At 51.9% G+C, this 16872-nt stretch carries 13 protein-coding genes and 1 tRNA gene; 8 read left to right on the top strand and 6 right to left on the bottom strand.

The genetic code is table 11. The annotated features are described in order from the left end of the window. Positions 1-77: transfer RNA gene (locus AC1DUO_RS03590), tRNA-Arg, on the top strand. 137 nt (positions 78-214) lie between these two features. Here the strand turns inward: AC1DUO_RS03590 and AC1DUO_RS03585 are convergent. From AC1DUO_RS03585 to AC1DUO_RS03575, 3 genes are all read right to left on the bottom strand, one after another. After that, a complete protein-coding gene (locus AC1DUO_RS03585) occupies positions 215-862 on the bottom strand; it encodes a phosphatase PAP2 family protein (RefSeq protein ID WP_126124260.1) in 648 nt (215 codons plus the stop codon). A 537-nt stretch (positions 863-1399) separates the two neighbouring features. Beyond that, positions 1400-3058, bottom strand: a complete 1659-nt coding sequence (locus tag AC1DUO_RS03580) for a ShlB/FhaC/HecB family hemolysin secretion/activation protein (RefSeq protein WP_112151691.1) — start codon at positions 3056-3058, stop codon at positions 1400-1402. A gap of 3 nt (positions 3059-3061) precedes the next feature. Next, a complete protein-coding gene (locus tag AC1DUO_RS03575; RefSeq protein WP_119261861.1) occupies positions 3062-7618 on the bottom strand; it encodes a two-partner secretion domain-containing protein in 4557 nt (1518 codons plus the stop codon). 342 nt (positions 7619-7960) lie between these two features. Between AC1DUO_RS03575 and AC1DUO_RS03570 the strand changes: the two genes are divergently transcribed. Beyond that, on the top strand, positions 7961-8740 hold the full coding sequence (locus tag AC1DUO_RS03570; RefSeq protein ID WP_015690279.1) for a HalD/BesD family halogenase: 780 nt from the start codon (positions 7961-7963) through the stop codon (positions 8738-8740). A 739-nt stretch (positions 8741-9479) separates the two neighbouring features. Here the strand turns inward: AC1DUO_RS03570 and AC1DUO_RS03565 are convergent. Next, a complete protein-coding gene (locus AC1DUO_RS03565) occupies positions 9480-10193 on the bottom strand; it encodes a DUF2461 domain-containing protein (protein ID WP_013576527.1) in 714 nt (237 codons plus the stop codon). 172 nt (positions 10194-10365) lie between these two features. Further along, a complete protein-coding gene (locus AC1DUO_RS03560; protein WP_013576526.1) occupies positions 10366-10695 on the bottom strand; it encodes a hypothetical protein in 330 nt (109 codons plus the stop codon). 499 nt (positions 10696-11194) lie between these two features. On the opposite strand from AC1DUO_RS03560, the gene AC1DUO_RS03555 reads away from it, so the two are divergent. The 6 genes from AC1DUO_RS03555 (at position 11195) to AC1DUO_RS03530 (ending at position 16276) form a co-directional block, all read left to right on the top strand. Beyond that, on the top strand, positions 11195-12637 hold the full coding sequence (locus tag AC1DUO_RS03555; protein WP_255425171.1) for a sugar porter family MFS transporter: 1443 nt from the start codon (positions 11195-11197) through the stop codon (positions 12635-12637). Positions 12638-12685: 48 nt separating this feature from the next. After that, positions 12686-13240 carry a sugar O-acetyltransferase gene (locus tag AC1DUO_RS03550; RefSeq protein ID WP_013576524.1) on the top strand — a complete coding sequence of 185 codons (555 nt, stop codon included), beginning with the start codon at positions 12686-12688 and terminating at the stop codon, positions 13238-13240. A 352-nt stretch (positions 13241-13592) separates the two neighbouring features. Next, on the top strand, positions 13593-13988 hold the full coding sequence (locus tag AC1DUO_RS03545; protein WP_015690278.1) for a (R)-mandelonitrile lyase: 396 nt from the start codon (positions 13593-13595) through the stop codon (positions 13986-13988). A 274-nt stretch (positions 13989-14262) separates the two neighbouring features. Continuing rightward, positions 14263-15339: a diguanylate cyclase gene (locus AC1DUO_RS03540; protein WP_037037005.1), complete on the top strand. Its 1077-nt coding sequence runs from the start codon at positions 14263-14265 to the stop codon at positions 15337-15339. A 28-nt stretch (positions 15340-15367) separates the two neighbouring features. Then, positions 15368-15721, top strand: coding sequence for a hypothetical protein (locus AC1DUO_RS03535; protein WP_013576521.1), 354 nt, complete (start codon positions 15368-15370; stop codon positions 15719-15721). 33 nt (positions 15722-15754) lie between these two features. Further along, positions 15755-16276 carry a cupin domain-containing protein gene (locus AC1DUO_RS03530; RefSeq protein WP_013576520.1) on the top strand — a complete coding sequence of 174 codons (522 nt, stop codon included), beginning with the start codon at positions 15755-15757 and terminating at the stop codon, positions 16274-16276. Positions 16277-16315: 39 nt separating this feature from the next. Here AC1DUO_RS03530 and AC1DUO_RS03525 read toward each other — a convergent pair whose 3' ends face one another. Next, positions 16316-16561 (bottom strand): hypothetical protein, encoded by a 246-nt coding sequence (locus AC1DUO_RS03525; RefSeq protein ID WP_013576519.1) that lies wholly within the window; start codon positions 16559-16561, stop codon positions 16316-16318. Between the last annotated feature and the right edge of the window lie 311 nt (positions 16562-16872).

Genomic DNA, 16872 nt, shown 5'->3' with positions numbered 1-16872 from the left:
GCGCCCTTAGCTCAGTTGGATAGAGCAACGGCCTTCTAAGCCGTAGGTCACAGGTTCGAGCCCTGTAGGGCGTACCATTTCAAGTCAACACACCTCTGCTGAATTCGATTTTTATCCTTTATACTCCCTGAAATTACTGAATTTTTCTGTCACGAGTTCTATCGAAGTCAACTCAGTTATACCCAAATCAAGTGGTATTGTAAGTATCTCTGCTTTAGTTCCACGCGCTTTTTGAGATTTCCGGTTTCTCAGCCATAAGCTGATATTCTTCCCGCGTCCAGGGTTGTTTGCCTGTGATTTGCGTAGCGATATGTTCGAGAAGCTGCTGTGTGGGTGCTTTCTTGCCAAAGCTCATCAGTGACAGAGGGAGAATAAGCAGAATAGCTAATGGAGTGAATGTGAAATAGCGCATGTTGCGGTCGTGTTGTGTATATAAAAAGGTTACGCTGCAAAGACTGCCGAGAATTAATCCTGAGATCACTTCGCTGACGGAATGAGCATGCAGTGCGAGCCGGCTGATACCCACCATAATGGCAATGAAATACCCAGCAGTAATCATCAGCCTGCGTCCGTCAGGTTGAAAACGTTGGCCTATCAGCCAGAACATGACCGGCCATAAAGTGGCTGACATCGTGGTATGCCCGCTGAAGCCTGTAAAATTAAATGTACTGCTGCCAATGCCCCAGGCGAGAAACAACAGCTTTGAGATGCTCACCGCGAGGCCAGAAATACCCAGTATAATCAGCCAGATCAATGCTGTGACTGGGTTGTCAGCCTTCCATAACATAAATAAAGCGAGGGTTATTCCGGTTGGCAAAATGAGCATGCTGTCGCCAAAGTAGGTCAGGATATTCCAAAGCAAAACGTAGCCCTCGACGATAAATAGTAAATTTTTAAAAAGAATCAATCGGTAAGTGTATCAGCAGGGTTTTTTTACCAAAAGGGATTAGCTTCTCTCATTTCATTTTCAGACTGCAACCCGATTTATTTCTGTAGGGTGAACTCACCCTTGGAGTATCAGCCGCATATTCTGGCGCTGCGATAAAAGCATTAAAGAAACGTAATGAAGACCAGGCAGAATTTATCGCTACTTTGTCTGAACGTTTGAAAGCGATCGAAACAACGCTTGTCATCTTTTTGCATGTTGGGACGTGTGAGCGGGGGCTATATGCGGTAAGTTAATGATTTATTGCACGGTTCTTAGAGATTCTAAGCCGCAGGTCACAGGCTCGGGCCCTGTAGGGTTCAGGTCAATAGACGTCAACTGACGTCTATTTTTATGCATTAAATTCAGTGAGTTATCAGGTTTTAGTGCTTCATGGTTCAAGCTGATTTTACCTATATCAACCGACATCAAGTACTATCTGTTGGTACATGTGTTGGCATCGTAAACATCCCCTCAAAACGTACGACTAGCCTGTGCCCACACCCGGGGCGTGCGATCCGTGTCGCTTTGTGCATCGGCATTACCCAGTTTCCATGCCGCGACCGCCATCAGATGCCAGTTGCCGGCAGACAATGTCGAGCCCACACCCGTAGCAGAAAGGCTGCGGTGATTTTCGCCGTCAGCCCAGGTGTCTTTGTTCAGCCGTACTTCGCCATGATCGACGAAGGTGAACAACTGCACCATCTCGGTCAGTGCGTATCGCAGTTCGGCGCTGGTCACATACCCCTGGTCACCCTGTGCTTCGCCTTCCGGATAAGCCCGTACGCCATACGCGCCGCCGAGGCTGATTTTTTCAGAGGAATCAAGGTTGCCGTCAGTCCATTGGCCCTGGAACTGACCATAAAGACTGATCCGATCCGTCAGGCGCTGCAGGCGCACGATGCCAGGATTGATCTTCTGAAAGGTGCCGCGAGTCCTGGCTGTGAGATCATCCAGCACTTTGTCTTGCGGGTTATCCAGCGTCAGGTTGCCCTGGCTCCAGGCCAGCGAGAATGCATTCGAACCGCCACCCAAAAAATTGTCGCGGGAGTTGCCGTTGAGACTGGCAGTCACGACATGCGACTGTTTGTGACTTTTATAGTCGTAAAGATCGATGTCATCTCTTAAGCGTTTGTCATCGAATTGCAGTTGCGCAGTCAGGCTGAAATCCCGGAGGCGAATCAGTGGCTGCTGCACAAACACGCTGGCAATCTTCGCGTTACCCGAAGCATCAAGATTGTCAAAGTTCCTGGCTAACTGATAATTCATGTACGAGTAAGCGACACCGGCTTGCGTCGCCCACGGACCGATCGGCAACTGATACGCTGCCCGGAAGTAATGCTGATCTTCATCAGAACCCATGATCCGCATGCTGGCCTGATCACCCATGCCTGACGGGCTGGCGAGGTTCAGCGTACTGCCCAGACGGTATTCACCGGTGAAGCGGTTGCCATAGTTGTCCAGATCCACCTGACCCGAAACCATCGGCGCCGAGCGGGCATCGACCACCAGGTCGCTGGCACCCACGGCGGTGCCGGGTTTCAGCGTGGACCGGACTTCAACGCCGGGGATTTCCTGAAGCAACAGCAGACTGCGTTCCAGAGGGCCGGCGCGCACCGCTTCACCGTTTTTCAGCGCGCGGAGCGGCGCAGCCAACGTGCCGTCGCTGATGCGCGAAGCGTTATTAAGCTTCACTTCGCCAAAATGACCTTCGAGGACGGCAATGGTGACGACGCCATTCTCCACGTCCTGAGCCGGCAAATAAGCCCGTGCCAGCGGGTAATTTTTCTGTCGATAAAACAGGGTGATACGCCCGGCCGCAGCCTGCAACTCACCAAAGCTGACCGTGCGATTTTGCAGGTCAGCCAGCAATGGCAGCAGATCGGCGCTGCTGATCGCCTGATTGCCTGTCAACCTGAATTGCGCGACCTGCATCGTTGGCCCGCGGGCAGTCGGATGAGTGTCCGGCGTGTCGGGAAGGTTCAGTTCCAGCGTCTGGCGCGGCGGTAAAACCGGCGGTTTAGTTTGGATCTCACGGATTGACTGACCCGCGTCCGGCACAATTTCAGCCCGGGCCGTACTGGCAGTTAACGTCAGGAGAGCCAGGGCAATGGGAGTAAGACGGATACGCATAAATCAAAGTCCTTCCGGAAGGCGCAAGCCTTGCTCAATTACGCTATAGAGGCTGTCGGACGGCAACTGCACCGCCAGAGACGTGGTGGGGGTCGGTAATTTACGCAGAGGTTGGGTGGTCACCACCGCTACGTTTTCGGGGGCACTGAGCAAGCTGAGCAATTGGTTTAGCGGCGTTACACCGATGTTGAACGTACCGTCAGTGAAAGCGATGGCGTAATTGCTGTTGTTTAGCGAGCCTTGTTCAATCCTGTACTGACCGGCTGTTTCGCCAGCACTGCGCGTCAGATTGCCGTTGAGGTGGTCACCGTTAACCAGATTTCCATTGGTGAACCAGGTCAGTGCCGGGTCGCTGGTGTTGACGATTTTGCCAAGGTTGTTAGCAATAACGGCCAGGGCGCGGGGAGCGACGATCCATTGGCCATCGGATGTTTGAGTCACGCGGTAATTGCCATTGGTCAGTACGCCCTCCACGCGCACCACATGGGTGCCGACGTTGGTGGTGCCGCTAATGCCTGTGCTGCTCAAACCGCTCAGTACCGACACATCCTGGCCGTTGACCAGGCCGATGGCGCTCAGGGCTGGCTGAACAGGGGTCGCGCCGTACGTTGAGCTGCCACTGCTGGCCGCCACGGTGATGTTTCTGGCATTGACAGTTAAGTTTCCGTGGCTTGCAAGTGCGACCAGGTAACCCTGCAAACCGCTTAAAGTCCCCTGGCTTGCCAGGATGGCGTAACTGCCTGCACCCGCAGTAGCCGCTGTTCCCGTCGAAGCTATCGCTAAAGTGCCCGCTACCACGTTAGCCAGGGTATCGGCTGCAAATGCTCCTGTAACCCCGGCATTTACTCCAGAGGTTGTATACGCAGAGCTGACATCTGCCGTATCACCATAGGTCTTGCTGACATTTGCCGGGGTGTAGGTGACCGTCGGTTGATAGCGGAACACGTACCGGTTACCGGTTACGGAGCTCGCCGGAAGGGTATTAATGCTGGCATTCCAGATAGCAGTATTGTTGCTGTTCAGTCCGGCAAAGGTACCGGTGGCGGGGGTATTGGAATAAATCACCCAGTGGTGTCCGCCGACAGTTGAGGCGGTAACGGCATGACTGCCCGCGTTGTTAATAAAGGCACCCGTAGTGGATAACACCACATCAGACCCGCTGACATGCTCGCCCAATGCGATGGTCAAATCCCCTGCGACGCTCACGATGCTGCTGCCGACAGCGCTCAGGGATTGGTCAAAAATGAAACTCCCGGCCCGGGTGAATTGCACATTACCGGTGGCGTTCAGACCACTGGCATCGAGGGTAAACAGCTTGTGGGCGCTGTCTGCGTTGCCGCTGGCCGCGTTCAAATCTGTCAGCAGCGAGGACAGAGAGTTTTCATTGCCCGTCAGTACCAGCGTGTCAGCCGTCAGATTGATGTTACTGGTCGTCCCCGTCACACCCTGCGTGAAGGTACTAGCCAGATTGCCGCCGCTTTGCGCGTAGGTGAACACATCAGTGTTCGCCAGGGTGCCGGGCGCGAGCAGGCTGTAGTAGTAACCCCCGGCGCCGATGGAGGAGGTACCGACCACCAGGCCGTTAATCACGGTGGAGACCTGGCCAGCCGCATCGCTGTTTTGAGCGAAGCCGGAAATGGCTTGCGGTGTGCCGTTCGGATATTGGGATTTCAAATAGGGGTAAAGACCGCTGGCTGTGCCCCAAACGGTATTATCGAAATAAGAAGGTAATACGCCCTGTAACTGTGCGAGGGTTAAACCGGTGACCCCGGAAGTGACGCCGCCGCCAATCCCGACAGTGTTGCCACTGGTGACGCTATTCCAGTAAACGTTTGTCACCGTGCTATTGGCTTGATTGTAGCCAATAGCACCGCCAGCGTTACTGCCCGTCGCTCCCCGCACCTGACCGGTGGAATAACTGGAGAAAATAGCGCTGTCGTTATAGCCTGCGACCCCGCCCACATTATAGTCAGCCTGGACATTGCCGAAATTGTAGCTATTGGCGAGGGAGCTGGCAGTATCGTTAAGGCCAACAATACCGCCAACAAAACTGTTGCCCGATATGTTGCCCGTATTGTAGCTGTCAGAAATCGACCCCCGGTAGCTGTTGCCTGCTACCCCGCCAACACGTGTATTGCCCGACACGTTGCCGGTGCTATAGCTGTCAGTGATAGTGGCGCTTTCGTTAGCGCCCACGACCCCGCCAACGTAGTCACCATTACCGCCATTTACGTTGCTGGAGCTGTGGCTGTTTGTCACCAGGGCACTGCCGTTATAGCCCGTTATTCCCCCTGTCCAGCGGGTGCCCGTTACCGTGCCCATGCTATAGCTGTTTGCAATCGTCGAGTTATTTCCATTAAAGCCGGCGATCCCCCCGACCATTATGCCGGAGGATGACGTTGACACCGTGCCGCTGAAATAGCTGTTTAATACAGAGGAGGAACTCTGGTTCATAGAGACGATACCGCCGACGTAAGATCCGCCGCTGATAGCGCCATTAACTACACCCAGATCCCGAACCGTTGCCCCCTGATTGTCGCCAAACAGCCCCGTGTTGTTTGCGTCCGGAGCCGTGATGGTCAGATTCGATAGGGTATGACCCAGGCCTTCAAAGGTGCCGGAGAAGGGCGAATCATAATCATAATTGCTCCCCACGAGTGCGTTCGTATATATGACGCCACTGGCATCCTGATTACGGGCCAGGGCGTAATGCCCTGCCAGTCCGCCTGCCGCTGTCTGGTCTGTAATTGCGCCAGACGAAGCCGGATCCCCGTCGATTCCGTCGATGTCGGCCATGCTGTAAACCAGCGTGTAAGCCGAACCGTTGATGTTCAAACGCTGCCCGCTGCCTTCCGGTGCCGTGAAACTGGCCGAGACGCCTTTGGCAAACGTGAGATCACCGCTGCCACTGCTGGTACCGTTGCTGTTGTTATTCGTCACCAGCACCAGACCACCTGCACCGGTGACGGAGACATTGGCATTGATCGCAATAGAGTGGAACGAGTCCAGCGTCAGGGTGTTTGGTGAACTCCAGCTCAGGGCTGAATTAACGGAAATATCACCGAGGCCTGTTGCCGTGGAGGTGAGGGTGCCGGTAGTTTGCAGGGTGACGTCGGTGTTCAGGAGAGCGGCGTTGATCGTGGCCGCTGAAGCGTCATCAACGTTCAGGTCTTCAGGATCCACCCGCCAGTTACCCGTTTTGCCTTGGGTTGCCGAGGTGTTCACCTGGATGCCAGTGAAGTCAACGTGATGGCCGGAGGTTTCTACGGATCCTCCGCCACCGCTTTGCGTGCCGCCCCTGGCTGAGAAATTGCCCTTGGCCACGGTCGTTCCGTTGGACCAGACGACTATGTTGCCGCCTTTTCCCGTGGTTCCGGCGTCAGCCTTGAGGCTGCTGCCCGCATCCACGCTGACACCTTGTGCGTTAGCCAGGGGGCCTTTGCCTTGAGCGTCGCCGCCGATCTTGATGCTGCCGCCACCGCTGGCACCTGAGACATTCAGAGTGGCGGATGTGAGCGCAATGTTCTGGCCGGTGATTTGAATCGCGCCGCCCGTGCCGTGGGGTGAAGAGGCATCCAGGGTACCGGCGACGCGCACCAGACCGCTGTCACTGCCACCGAGGGAGATCTTACCGTTCTTGTTCTGCAAGCCTCGCGCTTCAATCACACCGGTGTTGTTGACCACCGTCCTGAGCAGCGCATTGCTGGCCGCTGCGGTCATAATGACCTGGCCACCGTCGGCCTGAATCAACTGGCGGTTTTCCACCAAGGCATTTCTGGTCGCTTCATCGACCTGGACGTTAAGCAAGCCATCACCTGCGAAGTCCAGCGTCACCGCATTGCCGGCGGCCAATGCGACGGTACCCTGTTTCGCAACAATCACGCCCTGGTTGCTGACGGTGCCGCCGAGTAACACCACGGCTCCCCCGTCGGCAGCGTTAATCGTGCCCTGGTTGATGACGCTGGCGTTGCTGCCATCCCCCCTGAACCTGTACTTGCCGTTAGCAAAATCCTGGTTCGAGATATTGAGTGTCGAAGCCACCAACCCGCCGACACTGACGGAGGCGTCCTGACCAAACAGCACGCCATTGGGGTTGATTAAGAACACCCGGCCATTGGCGTTGAGTTGGCCCATGATCTTCGAGCCGTCAGCACCGATCACCCGGTTCAGGGCAACCGAATCAGCGCCGGGCTGAACAAAGGTCACTTTGTTGTCTTTGCCAATATTAAAACTCTGCCAGTCAATTGCCATTTTTTGGCCGGACTGGTTGATCGTCAGTTGATGATCGGCCGCCGCGCCAATCTGGCCGCTGCCGAGAACGACATTACCGCCAGTGGGCAAATCTGCGGCCATGCTGATAACAGGCATGAATGAAACAATGAATGAGATAAGGGCAATGGCAAACGGTGGCGGCGTGATCGCGCCGTTGAATGGGGTTGAATGATCATCGACCTGAATCGCACGGACGTCACTGCGTTTTCCACGGCGAGTGGTCAGCTCACTGACGACCACAAAAGCATTACGGCTGTGGTTCCAGATCACGCTGAAGATGCAATTCATATGTACGCCTTTCATAAGGGGGGAGGAAAGCATGTTGACTAAACTGTATTAGCGGCAGGGGGCGTGCTATCGCTGGCGCACATTGGAATGAGAGGCGGTGTTGCCGCCTGTATCAGAAATATCGGCAGGGATGAGGAGAATCTTTATCAATAGAAATGTTTAATATGATATTTGCGTGTTGCGTCAAAGGGAGAGACATCAGGCGGCTAAACCCCTTGCAAACTTACCCCAATGGGGATTCATGGCGATAATGTGATCACTATTTTTCATTTCCCAGCTATTAATGACTTGGTTAAAGTAGAAGCGACTATTTTCCCCCTGAATAATTCATGAGAATTAATGATGCAAGAACTCGATACGATCGTAAATTTCGCGGCGAATCCGATATTGGATACGAATTTTCTTTCTCAGTGTAAACAGACGCTGAATGAAAAGGGCGCCCTGGTCTTGCATGACTTTCTTAATCCTGCTGCGCTGAAAGCGATTAAGCGTGAGGGGGATGAAAATCGCCATCTGGCCTATTACACCAGCAATAATCATAATGTTTATCTATTGAAACCTGATGCCGGGCTGCCAGATTCGCATCCAAGAAATCGGCAGATTGTTTCCTCAAAGGGCTGTATTACCGATGAAGAGATCCCGCAGGATTCGGCACTGCGCGCACTGTATAACGCGCCAGTGTTTCGTGCGTTTCTTTGCGCGGTGCTGGGTGAGGCGCAACTGTATCCTTACGCTGATAAACTCTCTTCAATCAACCTGCATTACGCCAGCGAAGGCCAGGAGCTGGGCTGGCATTTCGATAACTCCTCTTTTGCCATCACCCTGCTGATTCAAAAACCTCAGGCTGGCGGTGTGTTTGAATACGTTGAGAACTTACGCGACGCTGATGCTGGCGACATGAATTTTGATGGCGTGGAAAAATTACTGGATAAGCAAACTGAGCCGAAAAAACTCGGCATTGAGGCAGGCGATTTGGTGCTGTTCCGCGGCCGGAATGCGATTCATCGTGTGACTCCAACGGAGGGGGAGACCACGCGCATGCTGGTGGTTTTGGCTTACAATTCTCAGCCTGATATTTCGTTGTCTGAGTCTGCCAGAATGACCTTCTACGGGCGGATTTAACGGCCTGCGATTCTGATTCAACGCAAAGCGAATCAGCACTGCGTTTATCATCGGCTAGTGTTCGCGGCTGAACGTTGCCGCGTGCGAAGCTGAACAAGTTGCAGCTATCGATTGAACTCACCCTGTCAGGGGGATTTTCGTCAGTGCAAAATAATGCCTGGGGCTGGCAGACGATCTGTTGTCAGCTAAAACCGTTTTGATGCGCATTCAGAGATGATTGTTAATTTTTCTAATGGAAAAATTTTTTCTGAAATCTTCAGCTACTCTACGGGGGTTTTTTTAGTCCGTTTGGAGGTTTTATGGAGATTTTGAATCCCGTTTTTGAAGAAGCGTGCAGGATGGTAGGTGAATGTTGCTTTATGCTTGCTCAGAATGGGGAAGAGATAAGTCGCTCTAGAATTGCCAGTCGTTTAGAGCGTGTTCAACAATCAGCTGTGACAATAACAGGTAAGCCTAATGATGCATTGTGTCAGGCGATAGAAGGTCTTAGAGAGTAGTGGGTTACACGCACCAAAGCCCGGTCCGCTAGCCGGGTTGAAATGAGCAGAACATCACAGCCCTGAGCGCAACAGTACACATGCTGTCAGGGGAAAGGGATTTAGCAAACCGGCCAGCGCATTCAACCACGAGGCCTCTGGCCGGTTGCTGTCATGACAGTGAAAATATAATTTTGGCTGTTTCAGGTGTCAAGAATGCTTCGCACTTCACCGGGCAGGGTAAACCTGTCGTCTCATCAGCTTCAGAAGTCCAGCTCAAGTGCAAAACACAGATAGGACATCAACGGCGCGCAATGTCTGAACTGCTCTGCGCAAAAATCAATAACATCTGGCTTGCACAGATCTTCAAAGGCGATGTTTTTAATCGCGATAAAATCTTTGCGTTTTAATTCAGCTAACAGCGGGTGGTTTTTGTCGTAGCCTCTTGGCGGACGACTCAGACTGTCGCCGTCCATCACAAACCCGTTATCGTGCAATGTCTTGAGCGCTTTCTGATAGGCATTCGGGTTCTCATCAATACAGGCGCGAATCGCGTTTAACGCTTTTGATTCCGGGTGCCAGATCCCTGCCGCAATAAAACAACCGTCTTCGGCGATGTGCAGATAGAGGCCGGGTGCGTGCACATCTTTGCCCTGGAAATGACGAAACTGAATGCCGACATTGGTTTTATACGGCGTTTTATCTTTGCTGAACCGGCTGTCGCGCTGCGGGCGCATCAGGCTGCCCCCCACTTTTTTCGCGACAGCAGTCAGTCTCGGGGAAATGGCAATAATCTCTGGCTGCATTTGCTCGATAAAGCGCAGCGCGGGCGTTCTCAGCGTATTCTCGTATTCGTCCTGATTAGCCTTAAACCAGTCCCGGGTGTTGTTTTGCGCGAGTTTATTCAGAAATTGCAGACCGGCTGCGCTAAAAATTGTCCCTGCCGCAACCGGCGTTTTAGGTGTCTGAGTCGTCATTATCGATAAGCCTTTATCACTGCCAATGGGGAATCAGGGTAAATCCTGACGCCAGACACGACTCAGTGCAAACTGAAAAGTAAAAAATTTTCCGGATTAAAGGATGTGGGGAGAGTGGGTGCTTTAAAGCCCGCCAGAACAGTGCGGCGGGCCTTTTCATGTCTGATACCTGTCAGTTAATCGCGGCAGGACTCACTTTTCCCGCTTTCCCTAAGCTGTCATTCGCCCGTTCACTCAGCTCAAACAATACGGGTAATAAATGCGCGGTCGCCTTGAGATAGGCGCTGACCTGCGGGATACCTTCCGGCGGTAATATCTCACCATTCTCCAGCCCTTCGCTCAGGCACAGCAGGCCGTGGCACAATCCTTCGGCAGAGTCCGACGCCAGCGCGCTGAGATCGTAAAGCTGAGCATCTTTGAAGCGGCTGAAATCCAGCTCGGCGATCAGTGAGCGGAAGACGGTGATTGAGTTTTCAGAGAAAGCAGTTTCGGTGTTCGTCATTTTAAAACCTCCTAGATGATTAAATGACTGCAACACAAGACGCTAAACTTGGGTGGCAGCTCAGACGGGGTTAGCGTACCGGACACACTAGGAAAACCGGTGCTTCTTTCGAAGCCCCCACCTGAGCCACCATTATTTAGGGTGAATCAAAGTGCGCGGCATTATTACACAATGTCGCCTAGTTATGTCTTTCGGAACGCTAATTCCGGCTGCGGATTTTGCCGCAGCAAGGAGACTTTATTCCTGCTGCCGAAGCAAAGAAACCGGCTGGATGCATTTACAGGGAGTTGTAATCAGATTTGGAAGATATCTCGCAAGGATCGGTTCTGCCTGACTTTTATTCCCCTGCACCATATCGCCGCCATCTTCTCCCCAGTGATCCCGATCACAGAAAGTCCGGTGCAGCACGATTGTGTATATATGTGCCTTTCCTGCTCTCACCCCACAGGGCACTTGTGCTTATCGTAATGGCTGAATGATTTTTTTCTGATGTCCGTTGCTGTATTCCCCCTTTCCGGAGAAAAAAATGTCGTCATCTGATGTGGTTAAACTGACTGAAAGTTCGCTCAAAAACACCAAAGTGATGAACCTGTTTGTGTCTTTTGCGGCGGCGATGGCGGGGCTGTTATTCGGTCTCGATATTGGTGTGATTTCTGGTGCGCTTCCCTTTATTACTGAGCATTTTGTGCTGAGCAGCCGCCAGCAGGAATGGGTTGTCAGCATCATGATGCTCGGCGCAGCGTTCGGTGCGCTGGCCAATGGCTGGCTCTCTTTCCGGCTGGGACGCAAATACAGCCTGATGGCGGCAGCGCTGTTGTTTATTCTCGGTTCTCTCGGCTCCGCCTTCGCTTCCAGCATTGAAATCCTGATGGTGTCGCGCCTGATCCTCGGTTTTGCTGTCGGCATTGCGTCCTACACCGCACCGCTGTATCTGTCTGAAATGGCGTCAGAAACCATTCGCGGCAAGATGATTGCCATGTATCAGCTGATGGTGACGATCGGCATTTTGCTGGCTTTCCTTTCTGATACCGCATTCAGCAGCAGCGGTGACTGGCGCGCAATGCTGGGCGTGCTGGCGATTCCGGCGTTTGTGCTGATGATTGCGGTGTGTTTTTTACCAAACAGCCCGCGCTGGCTGGCCGCCAAAGGGCAGCATATTGAGGCCGAGCGTGTGCTGAGAATGCTGCGTGATACCTCGGAAAAGGCCCGCCAGGAACTGAATGAAATCCGTGAAAGCCTGAAACTGAAACAGGGCGGATGGGAATTATTTAAAGCCAACAGTAATGTGCGCCGGGCCGTCGGCTTAGGCATGTTGTTGCAGGCGATGCAGCAGTTTACCGGCATGAATATCATCATGTATTACGCGCCGAAGATTTTTAATCTGGCGGGATTTACCAGTACACGCCAGCAGATGATCGCCACGATTATTGTCGGTCTGACGTTTGTGCTCGCGACGTTTATTGCCATCGGCATGGTTGATAAAGCGGGACGCAAACCGGCACTGAAAATTGGCTTTAGCGTGATTGCGCTCGGCACGCTGGTGCTGGGATATTGTCTTCAGCAATTCAATCAGGGCACGGCCGGTGCCGCGCTTTCCTGGCTGTCGGTCGGTATGACCATGATGTGTATTGCCGGTTACGCCATGAGTGCGGCGCCGGTGGTATGGATCCTGTGTTCTGAAATTCAGCCGCTGAAAAGCCGTGATTTTGGTATCACCTGTTCGACCACCACCAACTGGATTTCGAACATGATTATCGGCGCTACTTTCCTGACGCTGATGGACAATATCGGTGCAGCAGGGACATTCTGGCTGTACACCGCGCTGAACGTGGTGTTCGTGGTGATCACTTTCATCCTGATACCGGAAACGAAAAACGTCACGCTGGAGCAAATAGAAAGAAACCTTATGTCCGGAAAAAAACTGCGCGATATCGGGCAGTAAACACGCCGGTGATTCATTGTGGATGTGAACAATATCAGGGAACAGTTGATGCGCGACTTACTCAAAATGACCAGCGGGCTGGATTACTATATTAATGATAACGAATTACGTGAAATTCGTTATCAGACCCGCGATAAAGTGGATGGATTTAATGCGCTGAGCGCCCGTCAGACGGCGGAGAAAGATGCCCTGATCAGGGAAATATTTGGGGAAGTGGGCAGCAATGTCCATTTTGAAAAAGGCATGCGCATTGATTACGGCATAAATACCCGAATCGGCAATAATGTTTTCATCAATTTTAATTTTGTGTTACTTGATTGCGCGCCGGTCACAATAGGGAATAACGTTTTTATCGGCCCTGATGTGCAAATTTATACCGCACAGCATCCGCTGGATATTGATTTACGTCGTGAACATATTGGCAGCGCCCGGCCAGTCACTATTGGCAACGATGTCTGGATTGGCGGCGGATGCGTGATTTTGCCCGGCGTGACCCTTGGCGATGGTTGCACGATTGGCGCCGGAAGTGTGGTCACGCGACCGGTGCCAGCGGGCGTGGTTGCCTGTGGAAACCCCTGCAAGGTGGTGCGGAAACTGACGTAATGTTTACCTGACCGTCTCTCCGACATAAAAAAGCCCGCTCTGAGGCGGGCTGCAAATGCAAAAAATACAATATTTCTTAAAGTGCGAACAGAATGAGACAAAATTTAAATAAAATCAATTAATTATCTTCCTGAAATAAGTGTCCGTTTTTTAGAGATGATTGTGATCAAATCGTGATCTTTATTGTTATTTTTATATCGCTGTCCTGCCGCGCGTGCTGACTTATGAATTTATCTCATAGCTCCTTTCATATTTTGCCCTCTGGTCGTCATAAACGAACGGCGCTATTGTTTATGACATGACGAACTTTCCAGCAGCAGTCCCCCAGGCGGAGAATGAAATGACTGATAAAATGAAAATTACCAAAAGTGGTTCTGTCCCTTCACAAAACGGCCCGGAAAATTACTTCACCGGCAAGGTGCGTATCGACTCGCCGTTCAGCGGCACTGCCTCTGCCCGTGTCGGTGGCGCAATCGTGACCTTTGAACCGGGTGCGCGTACCGCCTGGCACACGCATCCGCTGGGTCAGACGTTGATCATCACACAAGGCCGTGGCTGGTTGCAGGAGGAGGGCGGCGAAATTCGCGAAATGAATGTGGGCGATATCGTGTGGATCCCGGAAGGGGTGAAACACTGGCACGGCGCGACCCCGGAGAATGCCATGACGCACATCGCGATTGCCGAGTCCCTGAACGGCAGTCCGGTTGAGTGGATGGAAAAGGTGACGGACGCGCAGTACAGTAAGTAATCACCTGTCCTGGTGGAATTTATATAACCTTTGCTCAAAAGGGCGGCGTAAAAGCCGCCTTTTTTGTGGCAATATATTGTGACTGCATAAAATCGATACAGTTATTTCTGTATTTCCGAATTTTTATCCTAAATTCTCTGGTTAACCATTAACCTGTCTTATTTAACGCTAAAAACCCCCGTTGTTCGGCGCATTAAAATTATCGCTTTCAGTAGCTCTGAGATAAGTAACTCGACTAATATAAATAGAAATCAACTCAAGAGCCGTTTCCCGTATGCCATATTATTCTCCAGGTGAAAGTCTCGTCCGTGAGCGCTCAGAGCGCTTCTTACGGCGAATGTACTTAATGCGGATACTTGGCACTTTTCTCTGCTTTTTTCCTGTGTTTTCTGTCCTTCTTGAACGCAATGCTTCCTGGATCGCCATCAGCCTGCTGGCGCTGAATGCCTTTGTCTGGCCGCATGTCGCTATGCTGATTTCACAACGCTCAAATCACCCTAATCAGGCGGAATTCCGAAATCTGGCATTTGATGCCATCGCGGGGGGAGCCTGGGTTGCGCTGATGGGCGTTTGTCCGCTGCCGTCGGCCATTATTACGGCTATTCTCATCGCTGACCGTTTTTCTGCCGGTGGCTGGCAGTTGCTGCGCCGCGCTGCGCTGTTTTATTGCGCCGGTTTTATTGTCTGCTGGCTGTTGTCGGGAATGACGTTTTATTTCACCGTCACTGACCGGACGTTGTGGCTGACGTTGCCGCTTTCCACGATTTATATTATTGCTTTCAGTGCAGCGAATTATTCCATTTCCAGAAAGCTGCGGGATAAACAACACGAGCTGGAAAAGGCCGCCCTGATGGATCCTTTTCTCGGTTTGCCTAACAGGCGGTTACTCGACCGGCGTCTGATGCTGGAGTTTGAACGCGCAAAACATGATTTATCCTGCCTGATGGTGCTGGGCGTTGATGACCTGAAAATGGTAAATGATTTGTTCGGGCGCGAAGCGGGGGATTATGTGTTGCGCTCGGTGTCAGCGATTTTACGGCAGGAAACCGGGCAAAATGATTTCCCGGCTATTCTGGGGGGCGATGAATTTGTGGTGATCCTGCCGGGGGTTTCTGAAGAAGAAGCGTATGCCGTGGGTTACCGGTTATTACTGAAAACCTCAGAAATCCGCTTATCGCAGGATTCCGGTTTCCAGTGTTCGCTGAGTATCGGCGTGGCGACATCCCGCAATCATGAAGATTATAACCAGTGGCTGGCGGCTGCCGAACGGGCATTGGTGAATGTGAAACAAAATGGCAAAAACAGTATTGGCAGCGTGAGCAGGACAGATACTTCTGCTCAGCTACACTGAATAACGTTAACGTTTTCCGGGATGAGTAATGAAAAATATCACCATAATGTGGGTCGCTGCGGCCGTCGCCGCAGGTTTGCTGGCAGGCTGTTCATCTATCGATAAACCGGTTGGTGATGCTACCTATCGCCCGGCCAATTTTGACCCGTCGTTTACGCAGGGCGAAGCAAGTTATACGACATCCGTGTTTTCAATCCTTGAGCGGCAGCGTCGCGCGGATACCTACAAAAAGATCTTCGATTTTTGTAGCGGCAAATTCCAGACGCTGGGTGAAAGCAACGACGGCGAGAAGGTACACATAAGATTTGCCTGTCTGCCTAAAAATATTGCGCAGACGCAAAGTCCGTACTCGATGCAGCAGAAGTCGCCTTCGCTGTACTAAAATTGACTATTGGCAATGTTATCCGGAGATTTTATGAGCAAGGAAAGACCTGATTTTATCCGACACTGGACCGAGCTTGAAGGTCCAGACGACGGCAATTATCCCGGCGATGATGAACTGATGTCGATTGGCGCACCGCTCGGCAGAGCGCTTGGCCTGACGAAAATTGGTATTCATCACGAACGTTTATTACCGGGGCGTCGTACCTGTTACGCCCATGCGGAAAGTGCGGAAGATGAATTTGTGTACGTGCTGGAAGGGTATCCTGACGCGTGGATTAACGGCCATCTGCATCCGCTGAAACCGGGCGATGCCGTGGCCTTTCCGCACGGCACCGGTATCTGTCACACCTTCATTAATAACAGCGATGAGGAAGTGCGACTGCTGGTGGTGGGGGAGGCAAATAAGCCGGAAAACCGGATTTATTACCCTCTGAATCAGGAATATGAAGCGACGCGCAAAGACCGCTGGGTGGATGTACCTGAGCAACAATTTGGTGATCACGACGGCATTTCGGATCAGCGACGTGAACAAAAGAAAAAGCCGGTCAGTTGAATGCCGGCTTTTCTATGGCTGACGTGCGTGTAAACCCATTTATTGAATGGAAAGCGACTGCCAGCGTTGCTGACAATACGGCATCATTCGGTGAATTTTCAGGCTCTGTGCCTGATGACGGTTCAGTGAATAGCCCTCCGGCGTAATCTCTAAGGTATCGCCGGTTTGCAGCTTAAAATCATTGTCTACGGACAAAATCAGCTTCAGGTTTTTAAAAGCCTGGATACAGATATATTTCAGTCCGGTCTGCGGGATATTCAGGATGTCGATGATCTTCCATTCCATACATTCACTCCTTTTCTGTGGCTGCCTGATTTTCGTTTCCCTTTTCTACCTCAAATCCCTGTCATTTTTTGTCATGACAAAGTAATGATTTCTTTATAGGCGTTCCTGTTATTTCATTGCTTGAAGTGACTCACAAAAAAGGATTGCCGAAACCATGCAGATCGCAGAATGGATTATTTAAGGACAATCCTGCATTTTTCAGAAGGTTATTCAGAACGTAAAAGGAAACTAAAAGACTTGAAATCACCGCCATAAAACGGGTATTTCTGGATGCTTTCTACTTTTCTTTTATTTTTCAGGGGCAGGATGAG

Source organism: Rahnella sp. P4_A8 (assembly GCF_056402435.1).
Note: the sequence above shows the minus strand (reverse complement) of the source record. Positions and strands in the feature narration are given on the sequence as shown.

Bases quoted from the DNA above. Each gene is read 5' to 3' on its own strand.
- AC1DUO_RS03580 (WP_112151691.1), bottom strand. From the start codon at position 3,058: ATGCGTATCCGTCTTACTCCCATTGCCCTGGCTCTCCTGACGTTAACT.
- AC1DUO_RS03575 (WP_119261861.1), bottom strand. From the start codon at position 7,618: ATGAATTGCATCTTCAGCGTGATCTGGAACCACAGCCGTAATGCTTTT.
- AC1DUO_RS03570 (WP_015690279.1), top strand. From the start codon at position 7,961: ATGCAAGAACTCGATACGATCGTAAATTTCGCGGCGAATCCGATATTG.
- AC1DUO_RS03565 (WP_013576527.1), bottom strand. From the start codon at position 10,193: ATGACGACTCAGACACCTAAAACGCCGGTTGCGGCAGGGACAATTTTT.
- AC1DUO_RS03560 (WP_013576526.1), bottom strand. From the start codon at position 10,695: ATGACGAACACCGAAACTGCTTTCTCTGAAAACTCAATCACCGTCTTC.
- AC1DUO_RS03550 (WP_013576524.1), top strand. From the start codon at position 12,686: ATGCGCGACTTACTCAAAATGACCAGCGGGCTGGATTACTATATTAAT.
- AC1DUO_RS03545 (WP_015690278.1), top strand. From the start codon at position 13,593: ATGAAAATTACCAAAAGTGGTTCTGTCCCTTCACAAAACGGCCCGGAA.
- AC1DUO_RS03540 (WP_037037005.1), top strand. From the start codon at position 14,263: ATGCCATATTATTCTCCAGGTGAAAGTCTCGTCCGTGAGCGCTCAGAG.
- AC1DUO_RS03535 (WP_013576521.1), top strand. From the start codon at position 15,368: ATGAAAAATATCACCATAATGTGGGTCGCTGCGGCCGTCGCCGCAGGT.
- AC1DUO_RS03530 (WP_013576520.1), top strand. From the start codon at position 15,755: ATGAGCAAGGAAAGACCTGATTTTATCCGACACTGGACCGAGCTTGAA.
- AC1DUO_RS03525 (WP_013576519.1), bottom strand. From the start codon at position 16,561: ATGGAATGGAAGATCATCGACATCCTGAATATCCCGCAGACCGGACTG.